Here is a 16,380-nt window from a genome sequence, read left to right as displayed (position 1 = left end):
CTCTATTCGTTATCATTACAGTAATATTGAAGGAACCTTTAAAATAGTCCAGAGAGGCTAAAAGGTGCATCACATTTTGTATAGCGTCACGTGACTGTACCCTTATGCCCACATGCATAAGGGTATTTTTTTCATTATTGACGATGAAGGAGTAGTGGAGATGGCAGAAGAAATCGAAATCATGGATGCCCAGACGATGAAACGCGCGCTGACCCGCATCACACATGAGATATTGGAAAAGAACGATGGCACCAAGAACCTGATTTTGGTGGGCATCAAAACGCGCGGCATCTACCTGGCCAAGCGCATCGCGGAACGGATCAAAGATTTTGAAGGCATCGAGGTTCCGGTCGGCGAGTTGGATATCACACTTTACCGCGATGATGTGCACCGCGACACGAATGAAAATCCGGTGCTGCACGAAACGAACATTCCGTTTTCGGTTACCGGCAAACATGTCGTGTTGGTGGATGATGTCCTGTTCACCGCCCGCACGATCCGGGCCGGCATGGATGCGGTGATGGATTTGGGGAGAGCGAAACGGATCACGGTCGCGGTCCTGATCGACAGAGGCCACCGGGAGCTGCCGATCAAGGCGGATTACGTCGGCAAGAACATTCCGACATCCCAGGCGGAACAGATTTCCGTCCGTTTGGATGAAGTCGACGGCATCGAAAAAGTTACATTGATCAGAGCGTAAACAAATAGGTCGGTGATTCTTTAACTGTGTCCCGAGAGACCCAGAAGAATTTGCTTTGAAGCTTGCTCCATCGCATTTTTTTAGATCACCTTATTTTGTCAAAATTAAGGAGGAAAATAATTATGAGTCAAGCTATGATGACAGTCGTCAGTCAAACAGAAATCGCAAAAGATATCTTCGAATTGCGCCTGAAAGGTGCATTAGTGAATGAGATGGGAGCACCGGATCAGTTTTTGCATATCCGTGTCCCTGGGGATGAATTGCTTTTGAGACGCCCCATCAGCATCGCTTCAATCGATGCCGAAAAGCAAGAGTGCGTCATCATCTACCGCACCGAAGGAAAAGGCACAACCATCATCAGCCAGCTTAAAGCAGGCGACGAATTGGACATCCTGGGGCCATTGGGCAACGGTTATCCGATCGATATGCTCGAAGAAGGGCAGAATGCTTTGCTGATCGGAGGCGGCATCGGTGTTCCTCCGCTTTATGAATTGGCGAAACAATTGCATGCGAAAGGCATCAATGTTGTGAGCTGCTTCGGTTTCAAAAACAAAGCGGAAGTCTTCTATGAGGCAGAATTCGCGGCATTCGGCAAAGTGAACATCGCGACGGATGACGGCAGCTATGGCAAGCAAGGCTTCGTCACGCAATACTTCGATGAACTGGACGGATTCGTTCCGAACGCAGTCTTCGCTTGCGGCCCGAAAGGCTTGTTGGTGGCGGTATCGAAAACATTCGACCCAAGCCTTACCTACCTTTCGTTGGAAGAGCGGATGGCCTGCGGTATCGGAGCCTGCTACGGCTGCGTCTGCGATAAGAAAAACAGCACATCAGCATACGATAATTACAGAGTCTGTGTCGAAGGACCGGTCTTCAGAGCAGAGGAGATAGTACTATGAATCGATTAGCAGTCAGTTTACCCGGTTTGGAACTAAAAAACCCGATCATCCCAGCAAGCGGATGTTTCGGTTTCGGCGAGGATTACGGCAAGTTCTACGACCTGAGCCTGTTGGGCGCCATCATGACGAAAGCGACGACCCTTGAGCCCCGCAGAGGCAATCCCACGCCGCGTTTGGCGGAAACGCCATCCGGCATGCTGAATGCCATCGGCTTGCAGAACCCAGGTGTTGAGGTTGTTGTTGCACAGAAGCACACAGCACTTGAAAAATACGATGTGCCTTTGATTTCGAATGTCGCCGGAAACACGGTCGATGATTATTACCAAGTCTGCAAAGCCGTTTCCCAATCGCCGAACGTCAAAGCGATCGAATTGAATATTTCTTGCCCGAACGTCCATAAAGGCGGCCTGCAGTTCGGAACCGATCCGGAGATGGCAGCTGCCGTAACGCGTGCGGCCAAAGAAGGCGCAACCGTTCCGGTTTATGTCAAGCTATCACCGAACGTCACGGATATCGTTGAGATCGCCAAGGCGGTTGAAGCAGCCGGAGCGGATGGCATTTCGATGATCAACACGCTTGTGGGCATGCGCATCGATCTGCACACGCGCAAACCGATCATCGCCAACAAGACAGGCGGCCTTTCCGGTCCTGCCATCAAACCGGTAGCAATCCGCATGATCTATCAAGTGGCGCGCGCAGTCAATATTCCGATCATCGGGATGGGCGGCGTCTATACGGTGGATGATGTGCTGGAAATGTTCATGGCTGGAGCCAGCGCAGTCGGCGTCGGCATGGCCAACTTCACCGATCCGTTCGTTTGCCCGAAACTGATCGAACAGCTTCCGCAACGCATGGACGAATTGGGCATCAACAGCCTACAGGAATTAATCAATGAAGTGAGAGAAGGCATCCTCAATGAACGATAAACCGATAATAGCGTTGGACTTTTCAACAAGCGAAGAAATCAAGAACTTCCTTTTGTTATTCAAAGATGAGTCGCTTTATGTAAAAGTGGGTATGGAACTGTATTACCAACATGGAGCGGAAATTGTGAAAAAGATCAAGGAAATGGGCCACGAAATCTTCCTGGACCTGAAATTGCATGACATCCCGAACACCGTTCACCGCGCCATGAAAGGCTTGGCCGCTTTGGATATCGATATGGTCAATGTTCATGCAGCTGGCGGTTCGGAAATGATGAAAGCCGCCAAAGAAGGCTTGATCGCCGGCACACCGGCAGGAAGCGCTGTTCCGAAACTGATTGCGGTCACACAATTGACTTCAACTTCCGAAGAAGCGATGCAGGCGGAGCAGCTGATCAAAGTCAGCCTGCAGGAGAGCGTCCTGCATTACGCGGATTTGACATGCAAATCCGGACTCGACGGCGTCGTCTGTTCCGCATGGGAAGCGCGCATGATCAAGGACCACACGAATGATGATTTCATCTGTTTGACACCGGGTATCCGCCCGGCCGGCAGTGCGGTTGGGGATCAGAAGCGTGTCGCGACACCGGGCCGCGCAAGAGAAATCGGCTCATCCTTCATCGTAGTCGGTCGTCCGATCACCCAAGCAGCGGATCCCGTTGCTGCCTATCACGAAATCAAGAACCAATGGAATGGAGCGGAATAAAATGACGATAGCAAAAGAAGTAGCAAAATCATTATTGGACATCAAAGCAGTGAGCTTAAGCCCGCAGGACCCTTTTACTTGGGCATCAGGCATCAGAAGCCCGATCTATTGCGATAACCGCGTCACTATGAGCTACCCGGCTGTGCGCAAACAGATTGCACAAGGCTTGGCTGATCTGATCAAAGATAAATACCCGGATGCAGAAGTGATTGCTGGAACTGCGACTGCAGGCATCCCGCATGCTGCATGGATTGCCGACATTTTGGACTTGCCGATGGTCTACATCCGCAGCAAAGCGAAAGACCACGGAACAGGCCGCAAAATCGAGGGCAAAATCACTGAAGGCCAAAAAATGGTCGTAGTCGAAGACTTGATTTCAACAGGCGGCAGCGTCATCGAAGCATCAAAGGCAGCTGAACTGGAAGGCGCAAATGTATTGGGCTGCGTCGCCATCTTCACCTACGAATTGGCTAAAGGAACGAAAAATTTCGCCGATGCCGGTCTTGCGATCGACACATTGTCCAACTACAGCACACTGCTGGAAGTTGCCCATGAAACGAGCTACATCTCCGAAGAAGAATTGGAGTTATTGAAAGACTGGAGCAAAGACCCTGAGAACTGGTTCAAGGGCTAATTTAGCGGTCAAATTGTTATCATACGAAACCCCCGTAGACAAGATCTTGAATCTTGCTTGCGGGGGTTTCTCATCATTTTTTACAAGTAAGCGCTCTAATGGTGGTATACTGGATGCATATATTTTTTCGACAAGTACGGGAAGAGGTGAAAATGATGGCGAAACAGGAATTCCAACTGAAACAAACGCAGCAACAATCGGTCCGGATGACGCAGCAGATGCGGCAGGCATTGCACATCTTGCAGATGCCCATGTCTGAACTTTCCGCCTATATAGAGGACAAGGCATTGGGGAATCCGTTGATGGACATCAAAAAGCGGGCATCGGACACGGGCGCGGTGGCCGTCTCCAATGTATACACGGCGGATAATCAGACGCCCTGGTATGAACGCATGGAAAGCAAGAATCAGTCGCTCTATGACTTTCTGCATGAACAGATCTATCTGAACATGAAAAACACGCCGCTCAGGCAGCTGGTTCTGTTCCTCATCCGATATGTGACGGATGACGGCTATTTGGATATCAAGCTGGAAGAGGCTGCGGAAGCAACTTCCGCCGGCGAAGCGGAAATGCTGGATGCCTTGACGCTCCTGCAGCAGTTGGATCCTCCCGGTGTCGGTGCCCGCGACCTGCAGGAGTTTCTGATGCTGCAGACCGAAAGGGACGAACAGTCGCCCCCATTGGCCTACTACATACTGGAAAATTATTTCAAGGAGCTGTCTACCTATCGCTTGGAGTCGATTATGGACGCCGAGGAGATCGACCATGACGAACTGATCGAAATCATCACCTACATGAGTAAGCTGAAGACGAAGCTGCAGTGGGAGGCCACATTCGAGGAGACGGTCTTCGTCGAACCGGACATCTATGTAGCCATAGCCGAGGACAACACGCTGGACGTTTCCTTCAATCAAAGCGGCCTTCCATCGGTCGCGTTCAACGAAGACTATTACAGCGAATTGCTGGCGTTGGCGGATAAAGATATGAAACGTTATCTGGAAGAAAAAAAGAAAGAAATTTCCTGGATCCAGCAGTGTGTTCTCCAACGGACACAGAACGTCATCAAAATAACGGAAGCCATCCTGCAGCTGCAGGCGGATTATTTCTTGGAAAAAGCCTCATCGATGAAGCCTATGGCGATGAAAAACATCGCCAAACTGACAGACCTGAGTATTTCGACGGTGAGCCGGGTCGTGAATGACAAATATATGGCGACCCCGAAAGGCATATTTGAATTGCGCTTTTTCTTCCGGAGCGGTTTTATGAAAGAGGATGACGGGGATCAGGTAGCCATCTCATCCATCGTCATCGAAACCGAAATAAAGAATATAATCGGCCGCGAAGAAAAGGCGAAGCCGGTTTCCGATCAGGTGATTGCCGATCATTTCACCGCTCAGGGAATCGACATCTCCCGCAGGACGGTGGCGAAATACCGCATGGGTTTGGGGATACCCTCCAGTTCGAAAAGAAAAAGGACATAATTATGTCGATCTGTTCGATGAAATCGGCATGAACATAAAACAAAATTAAAAATCCATACAAAAAGCTCCCAGCAAAAATTCTGGGAGCTTTTTTTTGCGTATGTTTTTCAGGTTGAGAAGCTCAATCCGCTTTTAAGGATTTGATCATTTCTTTGTCCGGGGTCACATAGACCGTTTTCTGTCCTTCATAGATGACAAAGCCCGGCTTAGCGCCGTTAGGTTTGCGGATCTGCTTGACGGCGACGTAATCGACGGGGACATTGGCGGAGTTCTGGAATTTGGAATAATAAGCCGCAATATTGGCGGCCTCCAGTATCGTTTCCTCACTTGGATTGTTGCTCTCGATGATGACATGCGAACCGGGGATGTTTTTGGCGTGGAGCCAAGTATCCGACTTTTTGGCGGTTTTCAAAGTCAACTGATCATTTTGCAGATTGTTTTTGCCGACCAGGATGCTTGTGCCATCAGTAGATCTGAAACGATGGGGTTTGCTGACTTTTTTCTTCTTGTGCTTCAGAGACTGCTTACGCTTCAGGTAACCTGCTTCACTCAACTCATCCTTGATTTCCTCCAAGTCCTGCGGATCGGATAATTGGATCTGTGTTTCGATCGTTTCAAGGTATTCATTTTCTGCATGCGTCTGCCTGATCTGTTCATTCACATGGTTGACGGCAGTCGTCAGCTTCTGATACTTTGAAAAGTACTTCTGCGCATTCTGTGAAGGCGTAAGCGAAGGGTTCAGAGTGATGGCTACCGGTTTCTCGTCATCGTAGAAATTATTCAGCACTACTTCTTGTTGGCCTTTTTCGAATTGATGCAGATAAGCAGTCAAAATCTCGCCTTTAATCCGGTAGACATCCGCCTTCTCGGTTTCCTGCAAGGTCTGATCGAGCTTCTGTAGCTTCAATTGATTTTTCTTGCGTTCGGTGCTGACGATCTGCAGCAAGTCTGAAGCGACTTGGTGGATGCGGTCTCGGGTTGCCTTCTCCGCGTAATAAGCGTCCAACAGTTGGCTGAGGGTTGCGAATGACTGCTTCTCACCGGTCAGGCTGTCATAAGGGAATGGCGTAAAGTGCTGTTTCCTTTCGCTTTCGGTCGTCAAGGTCGGCGTCACCGTTTCCAGCCGTTCTTTGAAAAGCTGGATGCTGGCTGACACCGATTGATTTTCGTCAGCGGCATAATGCGCGATTTCCTGCGCCGAATCGCTCCCAAGACCTTGGAATGTTTTTTGTAAAGAGTTCCGCAAAGGGGCTTCGGGATCGAACTGCGCAATGATGCTTTCGATCTCTTGTGGCTCAAGCGCAAAAAGATCCGACCGGTCCTGATGCGGAGGCAGCTGATAAGCTACCCCTGGATGCAAAGGCCTGAAGCTGTTCTGGTAAAAAGGTACGTGCTTCAGGCAATCGATTATTATTCTGGATTCCTTATCGATCAAAAAGATGTTGCTGTGACGGCCCATCAATTCGACGATCAATTCCATCTGGCGTTGGTCGCCGAGTTCATCGAAATTCCGGAACGAGAAAATGATGATTCGGTCGTTGCCCAATTGTTTGATGTCTTCGATGTAGGCACCCTCCAGATTTTTGCGCAGCACCATACAGAAATTGGGCGCGGAATCGGGGTTGGATAAGTTATCATTGATTACTTGTATCCGAGCGTAGGATGGGTGAGCTGACAGCAATACCCGTTTGTTTTTCCGATTGGCTCGTATGGTAAGAATAATTTCGTGCTGAAATGGCTGATAGACCTTACTGATCCTGCCGTTTTCCAGGTCGCGGTTCAATTCCTTAACCATGGCACGTGTAAATACACCATCAAAAGACATGAGAACACCTCCTAGTACATGTCAATATACGCCTTTCATTATACCATATCATCTCCGGCGTCTGGCGTGTTTCTTCTTTGTGTCATATTTTGGTGCAAAACAAAAGGGAAGGCGCACCTGGTATACTTGTATTGTCATTCACCGGATGACAGATATCCAAAACGGCATTCAAGAAGACAATTTACAATCCTAACAACGAACAAAATACAAAAACATAAGTTTCGGTAATTTGAATTACATCAGAAGGAAGAAGGAATATGCGAAATTATTCGGGTTTTTACTTTTATTTTTCCAAAATAAGTAGATTTAGAAATAAACACATGTTCCGAATTAGCGGTTGCTAAAAAATGCGACAACTAAAAAGTGGATTTAATCAAGAATATCATCAATTCGACGATGGGCTCCAGTTGCTGCTGAAATTCGGGAAGGGGGTGGATGAAAACAAAATACTGTTAGTTTCCCAAGTAAACAATCAACATAGTGACATTACATTTGATTTTCAGAGTTTGCTGATTTTTAATAAACAACAATGTATTTTATGTCGGATATCTCATTCAAAAAATCTAATTTCCTAGTGAACAGAGTGTAAAAATAGTATGATGAAATGCTTATACATAGGTATTTTTAGTGATTTAACCTGGGGTCAATGGTGAACGATTCGCGAAATTCATTCCATCAATTTACACGACTGGAAATTATTTTAGGATGGGGATTACATGGATCATTGCACTCGGAAATAAATAAGACAACAATTTTACATAAAAATGTTGCTTTTAAAACGACAGTGACTTATACTAAGAAAGTAATCGAAACATGGAAGCGGTTGCAACTTACCTGCCATCGTGTGTTATTGAATATCAGCACCACTATGATTGGAGCCCGTCATAATGGGGGCCTGCTGTTCCTTCATAACCACTAACAGAAAGTCATCAACTTGCCTTCATGCGGTGTTGCAGAAGAAAAGGCTTGCGATATCCAAACTGAATCCATCGCGACAGCTGAACTTGGAGGTTGTCGCTTATAAAAAAATCTCATTACTGTATGTAGTGAAGAGAGGTAACCTTGGGGGGATGGAGTACGTAATGGATGAATCAATAAGATTGCTGGGTATGGTGTTTTGCTCATTTTTTCATCAGCTAAATCAGCAAACTTATACTGCCATTATTCAATGCATATCCATCCTTTATTCAGCACCCTTCGATTACACGTATACGCAAAATAGGTGAAATCATTTCGAAAGCCAATTTGAACTTCCCCCGAAGTTTTTTTGGGACAATTAAAACAAAAAACATGATCACAGGGTGGTTCCTTGATCATGTTTTTTGTTTTGTGCAGTACACACGGGAAGTAATATGAGAATACCTCATCTTTTTCTAATCCTACTCTTGACTTTGTTTTTCGCATTGGTTACTATTAAATTATCAATCATAAAAGGAGCAATCAAGCATGTCAGCATTTACTAGCGTTTCCAAAGTGAATTTTTTTGATTGGCAAAGCCACGTGGAGTAGGTTGTTCTTTGTGACGTATTGATTGTCCGTAGATACAGCCTCAGATGTAACATCTGAACAGTATCTATGTGGATTACTAAAGATATTTAAGCCGCCACATAGACAATATCGGTCTGTGTGGCGTTTTCTGTATTCAGCCGCCATACTTGGTTCAGATGGCGGCTTTTTTATCACCTTTTTACAAAATAAGAAGAAGAAAAATTGGAGGAATCAGAAATGAAAAAATTATTCAGAGCACGCGCAAGCATCTTGACCCTTATGGCAGCGACAGTATTGATGGCATGCGGCAATTCGGATGCCAATAATTCGGACACATCTTCGGACGGTTCCGCGGCCAGCTCCGCAGACAGCATCAATCCGGATTTGCCTTACATCGGCATCATGCAACTGACGACCCACCCGGCACTTGATCAGATCGGGGAAGGCATCATCGACCAATTGGAGGAGGCCGGTTATGTGGATGGCGAAACGGCAACGATCGATTTCCAGAATGCGCAAGGCGATCAGTCGAACATGCAGTCGATAGCGGAGCGGTTCGTTTCGAATGATGCGGACATCATGATCGGCATCGCTACCCCTGCAGCACAAGCGTTGGCAAATGCATCCAGCGATATTCCGATCATTTTGGGAGCCATCACGGATCCAGTAGCAGCCAGTCTTGTGGATTCATTGGAAAAACCGGGCGGCAACATCACCGGCGTCAGCGATAAGACTCCTGCACGCGACCAATTTGTTTTGATTCAACAGTTGCTTCCTGAAGCCGAAACGATCGGTATCCTTTACTCTTCGGCTGAGGACAATTCAATCAGCTCCGCAAAAGAGGCTGAGGAAATCGCCGCTTCATTAGGTTTGAAGACAGTCACTAAAACTGTCACTTCCACGAACGATATCGCGCAGGTTGCTGAAAGTCTTGCTTCTGAAGTGGATGCCATCTATGTACCGACAGACAACACCATCGCAAGCGGCCTGGCAACACTTATCCCGGTTGCGGATGCCTACAATATTCCGGTGTTCCCTGCAGTGGACACAATGGTAGAAGAAGGCGGTTTGGCGACAATCGGTTTGAATCAATACGCGCTAGGTACCCAAACTGGAGCTGTGGCAGCTGATATTCTGGCTGGAGCAGATCCCGCAACATATCCTGTACAATACGCTACCGGGATCCAGCTGGTCATCAATCAAGCGAAAGCCGACCAATTGGGCATCACGATCCCCGATGATATCGCACAGAACGCCATCTTTGTAGGAGAAGGAGAGTAGACTGAATGAATATGATTATTTCCGCCGTCTCCCAAGGGTTGCTTTGGAGTATTCTGGCACTGGGTTTATTTGTAAGTTTCCGTATTTTGGATCTTGCCGACATGACAACCGAGGGTGCGTTTCCCCTCGGTGCGGCTGTGGCTGTTCAAGCCATCACGCTAGGAGCCAATCCTTTTGTTGCTATTATATTTGCCATCATTGCCGGCAGCTCGGCTGGTCTGATCACTGGTTTTTTGATCACAAAATTGCAGATTCCCAGCCTTTTGGCAGGTATTTTGACGATGACCGGTCTCTATTCCATCAACCTGCGCGTAATGGGCAGAGCCAACATCAGCCTGTTGGGCAAGGATACGATCTTCACTGTTTTCCAAAACATGAATCTTCCCAGACATTTTGACACGATTGCGTTAGGCTCGTTGGTTGTCGCCCTCATCATCGGGCTTTATGTCATTTTTTTCAAAACGGAATTCGGTCAAGCCGTCATCGCGACAGGCGACAACGAAGCGATGGCCCGCTCATTGGGTATTTCCACAAACACGATGAAAATCGTTGGGCTGATGATTTCGAACGGTATCGTCGCATTGGCGGGATCCATCATCGCACAGGACAATGGCTATGCCGACATCAGCATGGGTATCGGAACGATCGTCATCGGTCTGGCTTCGATCATCATCGGTGAAGTATTGTTCACGAATGTCTCTTTCAAAATGCGTTTGGTTTGTCTGATGTTAGGTTCGGTCCTGTACCGCCTGATCATGGTGATGGTACTGGAAGCGGGCATGAACCCGAATGACTTCAAGTTGATCTCAGCTGTATTGTTGACCTTCTTCTTGGCGTTGCCGAAAATCAAGGAAACCTACTACATGTACTCATTGCGAAAGAAGGTGAAGAGAAATGACTAATCAGGAAGCGATGTTGACGATGTCACATGTCTCAAAAACGTTCTACCCTGGTTCACCCAATCAGGTCAACGCACTGCAGGACGTCAATCTGACGGTCAGACAAGGCGATTTCATCACTTTGGTCGGTGGTAACGGGGCCGGCAAATCAACTTTGTTGAATGCCATTTCCGGTAACTTTCTGCCTGATACAGGAGACATCATCGTAAACGGACAAAATGTTACGTTCCTCAAAGAAGATAAGCGTGCGCCTTACATCAGCCGTGTCTTCCAGGATCCAAAAATGGGTACCGCCCCACGGATGACTGTGCAGGAAAATTTATCTTTGGCATACCGCAGAGGCCAAAAACGGACGCTGCGCTTCGGAACTTCGCACGAAGAAAAAGCATTCTTCAAAGAGGAACTGAAAAAATTGGGCTTAGGCCTGGAAAACCGGATGGGTGCTGAAATCGGGCTATTGTCGGGCGGCCAAAGACAAGCCATCGCTTTGCTGATGGCAACAATGAAACGGCCGGACATTCTGCTGCTGGACGAACATACCGCAGCATTGGATCCGAAAACGGCCAAATTGGTTCTGGAATTGACGAATCAACAGGTAATCGACAACAACCTTACCAGCATCATGATCACCCATAACCTGCAGGACGCGATCCAGTACGGGAATCGCATGCTCGTGCTGCATCACGGTCAAATCATGAAGGATTATGACGCAGAAATGAAAAAATCATTGACGCCCGAAAAAATATTTGCTGAACTTCAGGAGTTATCCATCCAAGACATCTTGGTCTGACAGAAAGGTAGTGATCTTTATGTGGCATCCAGGAGATGCGATCGGCTTCATCAGCTGTTCGAACGGATTGACGAATAATGATCGCTCGCTGGAAATGGTTTCGTCACTCAGCCGGAAACTCAAGGATGATTTTGGCCTTGAGACTGTAATGGGTGACGTGCTGTTCCTGGATAAAGAGACACAGCAAACCGAGGCCCCTGCATCCCGTGCAGGGGCTTTATTGTCCCTTTATTCCGATGCGAGCGTAAAAGCGATATTTGACTTGTCCGGCGGGGACTTAGCCAACGAAATATTGCCTTATCTTGATTTTGAAATCATCAAAAAAAATCCGAAGCCCTACTTTGGCTATAGCGACAATACCGTGATTGTGAATGCCATTCAGGCTAAAACCGGCATCCAGAATATCCTCTATAACCCAAAAGTGCTCATGAGTCAGGAGGAAGCTTTACAGACTCGCGCACTCGGTGACTTGTTCAACTTAAACGATGCAGACTGGATCGAAACGTTCGAAATAGCCGAAAATCATCTCTCTGATCAATTTTCGGCAGTTTTTGTAGGCGGGAATCTGCGCTGCTTCCTGAAGCTGGCAGGGACCCCTTATTGGCCCGAATTGGAAAACAAAGTGCTGGTCCTCGAATCGGCAGGCGGCAGATACGCAGCGATGTGCAGCGGGTTGGCTCAACTGGAACAATTGGGCGCGTTCGAAAAGATCAACGGCATGCTCATCGGGCAATTCACGCAAATCGAGTTGGACGGGAAAAGGGCTGCTTTTCTGGCTGTGTGCCGGGAATACGCTTCGCGGTACGGGTTCCCGGTTTGGGAAACAGACTGCATCGGACATGATGACCGTTCCAAGCCGATTCGCATCGGCTAAAGGGAATGCGTCTTGCCTGATCGAGAAAAACACTGCATGCACATGGCCAGCATTGACAAAAGCGCCTCTGCGCGTTATTATTTTAGCAACAGAATGAATTTCCTTTAACGAGAGTCCAGAGAGACTACTAAGGAGCATATCAGGCGTACTGCGCCTTCATCATGACTTTATGCCCATTGTCTCTTTGACCATGGGCTTTTTTTCTGGAGATTTATCCTATCGCACAATTTAATAGCGAATGTGAGACTTTAAGGGGGTCCTGTGAGGCCCGCAAGGTCACTAGATGGCCGCTCTGTACCCAAATCCCGGAGCGGCTGGCCTAGAACCTGAAGAGCTTACAAATTCTTCGGGTTCTTTTTGCCTCCATTCACAAAAAAAACTAATTTGGAGGGCTTTAAAATGATGCAAACGACAAATCAGATCGCATTAAAAAACTTTGTAAGTGTCGAGGAACTCACGAATCTGGAGATCATGTCCCTGATCCTGCGTGCATCCGAATTCAAAAACGGCATCCAACCGGACAGAAATTTGACTGCAGGAACATACGCTTCGAACTTGTTTTTCGAGAACAGCACACGCACACACAAAAGCTTCGAAATGGCGGAGCACAAGTTGGGGATGCAAGTCATCAGTTTTGACACTTCGACAAGCAGCATCAGCAAAGGCGAAACGCTTTATGACACAGTCCTGACCTTATCGGCGATCGGCGTGGATGTGGTCGTTATCCGCCACAGCGCAGAAGCCTACTACAAAGAGTTGATCGAAAGCCCGGGCATTACCGCATCCATCGTGAACGGCGGAGACGGCGCCGGCCAGCATCCAAGCCAGTGCTTGCTTGACCTTTTGACGATCTACGAAGAATTCCATACTTTCAGCGGAGTGAAGGTGGCCATTTGCGGCGACTTGTCGCACTCACGCGTCGCCAAAACAAACATGCAGATGCTGCAGCGCCTCGGAGCGACCATCTATTTCACGGGTCCTAAAGAGTGGTACGATCCTACTTTCGACCAATACGGCACGCACAAGGAAATCGATGACATCATCGGAGAAGTCGATGTCATGATGCTGCTCCGCGTCCAGACGGAACGCCATGGCGGGAAAGCCATGCGCTACACAAAGGCAGAGTATCTCGATCAATTCGGACTGACAGTCGCAAGGGAAGCCCGCATGAAGGAGACGGCCATCATCATGCATCCCGCTCCTGTCAACCGCGACGTAGAATTGGCGGATAGCCTAGTGGAATGCCGCCGCTCGCGGATCGTGACGCAAATGAAAAATGGCGTCTTTGCCAGAATGGCCATCCTGGAAGCCATCATGCACGGAAGAGCAACAAACGTATAATCACAACAATTCACCAGTGGAGGGATCACATGTCAGTTTGGATAAAAAATGCAAAAATGTTGGGTCAAAAAGAGGGACTTATTCCTGCAGAGATATATGTAAAAGACGATAAGATTAAAGCAATCGGCCAGGACCTGCAGATAAAGGATGAAGATGCAACAGTCATCGATGCTAAAGGCGGTCTGGTCACTCCCGGACTGGTAGACGTGCATGTGCATTTGCGCGAACCCGGCTTCACCTATAAAGAGACAATCGAAACAGGAACGCAGGCAGCCGCTCGTGGAGGTTTCACTACTGTCTGCGCAATGCCGAACCTGAATCCCGTTCCGGATACGGCAGATAAATTCGCTGCTATCCAACAGCTGATCAAAGATACTGCCATCATCAAAGTCAAACAATACGCGCCAATCACCGAGAACTTGCGCAGCGATGTCCTGACTGATCAGAAGCAATTGTTGGCAGCTGGCGCTTTCGCTTTCACCAACGACGGTGTTGGTGTACAAACAGCCGGAACGATGTATTTGGCAATGCAGGAAGCTGCCAAGAACAACGCTGCTCTTGTTGCGCATACAGAGGACGACTCCCTTTTGTTTGGAGGCGTGATGCATAAAGGCACGCGTTCCGACGAATTGGATCTGCCCGGCATCTTGAGCGTCACTGAATCGACCCAAATCGCCCGCGATGTGCTTTTGGCGGAAGCGACAGGCTGTCATTACCATGTCTGCCATGTTTCCACGAAAGAAAGCGTACGCGTTATCCGTGATGCCAAACGTGCAGGGATCCATGTTACTGCCGAAGTCGCTCCGCATCACTTGATTCTGATAGATGGTTCGATCCCAACGGACACCGCCATCTACAAGATGAACCCGCCATTGCGCGGCGCTGAAGACCGCGCAGCCCTGATCGAAGGGTTGTTGGACGGCACAATCGACTGCATCGCAACCGATCACGCACCGCATGGCGAAGAAGAAAAACAAGGCGGAATGGTCGGCGCTCCGTTCGGCATTGTGGGCATCGAGACTGCTTTCCAATTGATGTACTCCAACTTCGTTTTGGGTGGGGTCTTCACCTTGAAACAACTGGTCGATTGGATGACCGTCAAGCCTGCAGCATTGTTCGGCATGGAATCCGGGACACTGGATATCGGATCCCAAGCGGATATCGCCATCTTCGATTTGGAAAATGAATACGAAATCCGCAGCGAAGACTTCCTTTCGAAAGCGACAAATACACCGTTCACCGGCTGGAAAGTCAAAGGTGAAACACTTTATACATTAGTGGATGGCAAGGTCGTCTACACCAAATAAATGCAAGACCCGGAGTAAGCAGCGAATTGCAATTCGTTGCTTATTTCTTTATAATGACTAGGCACAATAATGAATGGATAGGTGAAAAAATGACGAAACATTTAAAGAACATGTTATTGGTCATCGTTGCGGTCACCATAACCGCTATCGGGGCGAGTTTCACAGTGAAAGCCAACGTCGGCGTGGGTGCCTATGAAGCCCTTAACATGAGCATCAACCAACTTTCCGGCATCAAAATCGGAACGCTGGCAATCATATTGAATATCATATGTGTAGCGATACAATGGATTTTGATGAAAAAAGATTTTCCACTCAGACAATTGTTTCAAATTCCTGTCACATTGATCCTCGGCCAAGTGATGAACCTGATGCTGTATACGGTATTTTCCGGTTTGACGATCGACCAGTACTGGGTGAAGATCGCCATGGTCATTTTAGGGGGCATCATAGCCTCAATCGGGGTCGGATCGATGATGGCTTTGAATTACATCAATATGCCTTTAGAGGGCGCTTGTATGGCCTTCAGTAACCGTTTCGGCTTCAACTTCGGCAAAGTGCGCCAAATGTTCGACGTGCTTCTGATTGCAGCCGCTTTGTTGATTGCTTTTTCAACCAACACGGCTATTACCGTACGCGAAGGGACCATCATCAGCATGCTTTTCTTCCCGCCAAGCATGAATTTCGTTTATGAGAAAATCAAAGCTTCGGCCGCCGCTCAGGAACTTTCCATCGATCTGGATTGATTCCGCCATCCTGAACCACTAGATATGGTTTGTTTTTTAATCAACAATACTGTATGATGTATCCATAAGCTTTATTCGAAAAGGAAGTCATCATCGAATAACCAATGGAGGGAACCATCATGTCTAACAAGAATGTCACAGTATACACAAAACCGAATTGCATGCAGTGCAATTTCACAAAGAAATTTTTGGATGATAACAGCATCCGTTATGAAATCAAGGACATCCAGGAATCCGAAGCGGCCTTGGCCGAAGTCAAAGAGTTGGGGTTCCAATCTTTGCCGGTAGTCGTCTTTGATGGCGTTGAGCCGTTTTTCGGTTTCAGACCTGATTTGCTTGAACAATTGATCACCGCATAGTCGTTGTCTTCCGAACAGCACCAGATTTCCCTTTACGGGACATCCGGTGCTGTTTTTTTCTGCTAATTGTGGTGAATCATGTTAAGATAGAGGAAACAATCAACAATAACGGTGGCAAGAAAGGGGACTA

Annotated in this window: 15 protein-coding genes; 14 read left to right on the top strand and 1 reads right to left on the bottom strand. The window is 47.8% G+C overall.

The features are described 5' to 3' along the window. The first annotated feature begins 160 nt into the window (after positions 1-160). The 6 genes from pyrR (at position 161) to rpoN (ending at position 5,343) form a co-directional block, all read left to right on the top strand. On the top strand, positions 161-700 hold the full coding sequence (gene pyrR / locus BM184_RS03320) for a bifunctional pyr operon transcriptional regulator/uracil phosphoribosyltransferase PyrR (RefSeq protein WP_086941439.1): 540 nt from the start codon (positions 161-163) through the stop codon (positions 698-700). A gap of 122 nt (positions 701-822) precedes the next feature. Continuing rightward, positions 823-1,599, top strand: coding sequence for a dihydroorotate dehydrogenase electron transfer subunit (locus tag BM184_RS03315; protein ID WP_218150975.1), 777 nt, complete (start codon positions 823-825; stop codon positions 1,597-1,599). Next, positions 1,596-2,525 (top strand): dihydroorotate dehydrogenase, encoded by a 930-nt coding sequence (locus BM184_RS03310; RefSeq protein ID WP_086941438.1) that lies wholly within the window; start codon positions 1,596-1,598, stop codon positions 2,523-2,525. The genes BM184_RS03315 and BM184_RS03310 overlap by 4 nt, the downstream gene beginning before the upstream one ends. Beyond that, positions 2,515-3,228 (top strand): orotidine-5'-phosphate decarboxylase, encoded by a 714-nt coding sequence (gene pyrF, locus BM184_RS03305; RefSeq protein ID WP_086941437.1) that lies wholly within the window; start codon positions 2,515-2,517, stop codon positions 3,226-3,228. Before BM184_RS03310 ends, pyrF begins: the two co-directional genes overlap by 11 nt. Before the next feature lies 1 nt (position 3,229). Further along, positions 3,230-3,862, top strand: a complete 633-nt coding sequence (pyrE, locus tag BM184_RS03300) for an orotate phosphoribosyltransferase (protein WP_086941436.1) — start codon at positions 3,230-3,232, stop codon at positions 3,860-3,862. A 152-nt stretch (positions 3,863-4,014) separates the two neighbouring features. Next, positions 4,015-5,343 carry an RNA polymerase factor sigma-54 gene (gene rpoN / locus BM184_RS03295; protein ID WP_177208520.1) on the top strand — a complete coding sequence of 443 codons (1,329 nt, stop codon included), beginning with the start codon at positions 4,015-4,017 and terminating at the stop codon, positions 5,341-5,343. A gap of 121 nt (positions 5,344-5,464) precedes the next feature. On the opposite strand, the gene BM184_RS03290 is transcribed toward rpoN, so the two are convergent. Continuing rightward, positions 5,465-7,168, bottom strand: a complete 1,704-nt coding sequence (locus BM184_RS03290; protein WP_086941434.1) for an NFACT RNA binding domain-containing protein — start codon at positions 7,166-7,168, stop codon at positions 5,465-5,467. A gap of 1,725 nt (positions 7,169-8,893) precedes the next feature. On the opposite strand from BM184_RS03290, the gene trpX reads away from it, so the two are divergent. The 8 genes from trpX to nrdH all read left to right on the top strand — a co-directional run bounded on the left by trpX (position 8,894) and on the right by nrdH (position 16,250). Continuing rightward, a complete protein-coding gene (gene trpX / locus BM184_RS03280; RefSeq protein ID WP_245830502.1) occupies positions 8,894-9,937 on the top strand; it encodes a tryptophan ABC transporter substrate-binding protein in 1,044 nt (347 codons plus the stop codon). Positions 9,938-9,942: 5 nt separating this feature from the next. Continuing rightward, positions 9,943-10,839 carry an ABC transporter permease gene (locus BM184_RS03275; RefSeq protein WP_086941432.1) on the top strand — a complete coding sequence of 299 codons (897 nt, stop codon included), beginning with the start codon at positions 9,943-9,945 and terminating at the stop codon, positions 10,837-10,839. Then, positions 10,832-11,626, top strand: coding sequence for an ABC transporter ATP-binding protein (locus BM184_RS03270; RefSeq protein ID WP_086941431.1), 795 nt, complete (start codon positions 10,832-10,834; stop codon positions 11,624-11,626). Before BM184_RS03275 ends, BM184_RS03270 begins: the two co-directional genes overlap by 8 nt. Before the next feature lie 19 nt (positions 11,627-11,645). Continuing rightward, positions 11,646-12,500, top strand: coding sequence for an LD-carboxypeptidase (locus BM184_RS03265; protein WP_086941430.1), 855 nt, complete (start codon positions 11,646-11,648; stop codon positions 12,498-12,500). Between the two features lie 399 nt (positions 12,501-12,899). Then, positions 12,900-13,841: an aspartate carbamoyltransferase catalytic subunit gene (locus BM184_RS03260; protein WP_086941429.1), complete on the top strand. Its 942-nt coding sequence runs from the start codon at positions 12,900-12,902 to the stop codon at positions 13,839-13,841. Positions 13,842-13,870: 29 nt separating this feature from the next. Further along, on the top strand, positions 13,871-15,148 hold the full coding sequence (locus tag BM184_RS03255; RefSeq protein ID WP_086941428.1) for a dihydroorotase: 1,278 nt from the start codon (positions 13,871-13,873) through the stop codon (positions 15,146-15,148). An 89-nt stretch (positions 15,149-15,237) separates the two neighbouring features. Continuing rightward, the gene (locus tag BM184_RS03250) at positions 15,238-15,891 is read left to right on the top strand and encodes a YczE/YyaS/YitT family protein (RefSeq protein WP_177208519.1); all 654 of its coding nucleotides are present in this window, start codon (positions 15,238-15,240) and stop codon (positions 15,889-15,891) included. 119 nt (positions 15,892-16,010) lie between these two features. Next, positions 16,011-16,250 (top strand): glutaredoxin-like protein NrdH, encoded by a 240-nt coding sequence (nrdH, locus tag BM184_RS03245; protein ID WP_086941426.1) that lies wholly within the window; start codon positions 16,011-16,013, stop codon positions 16,248-16,250. Positions 16,251-16,380: the final 130 nt, after the last annotated feature.

It is taken from the genome of Trichococcus pasteurii, from assembly GCF_900112935.1.
Classification (GTDB): domain Bacteria; phylum Bacillota; class Bacilli; order Lactobacillales; family Aerococcaceae; genus Trichococcus; species Trichococcus pasteurii.
Note: the sequence above shows the minus strand (reverse complement) of the source record. Positions and strands in the feature narration are given on the sequence as shown.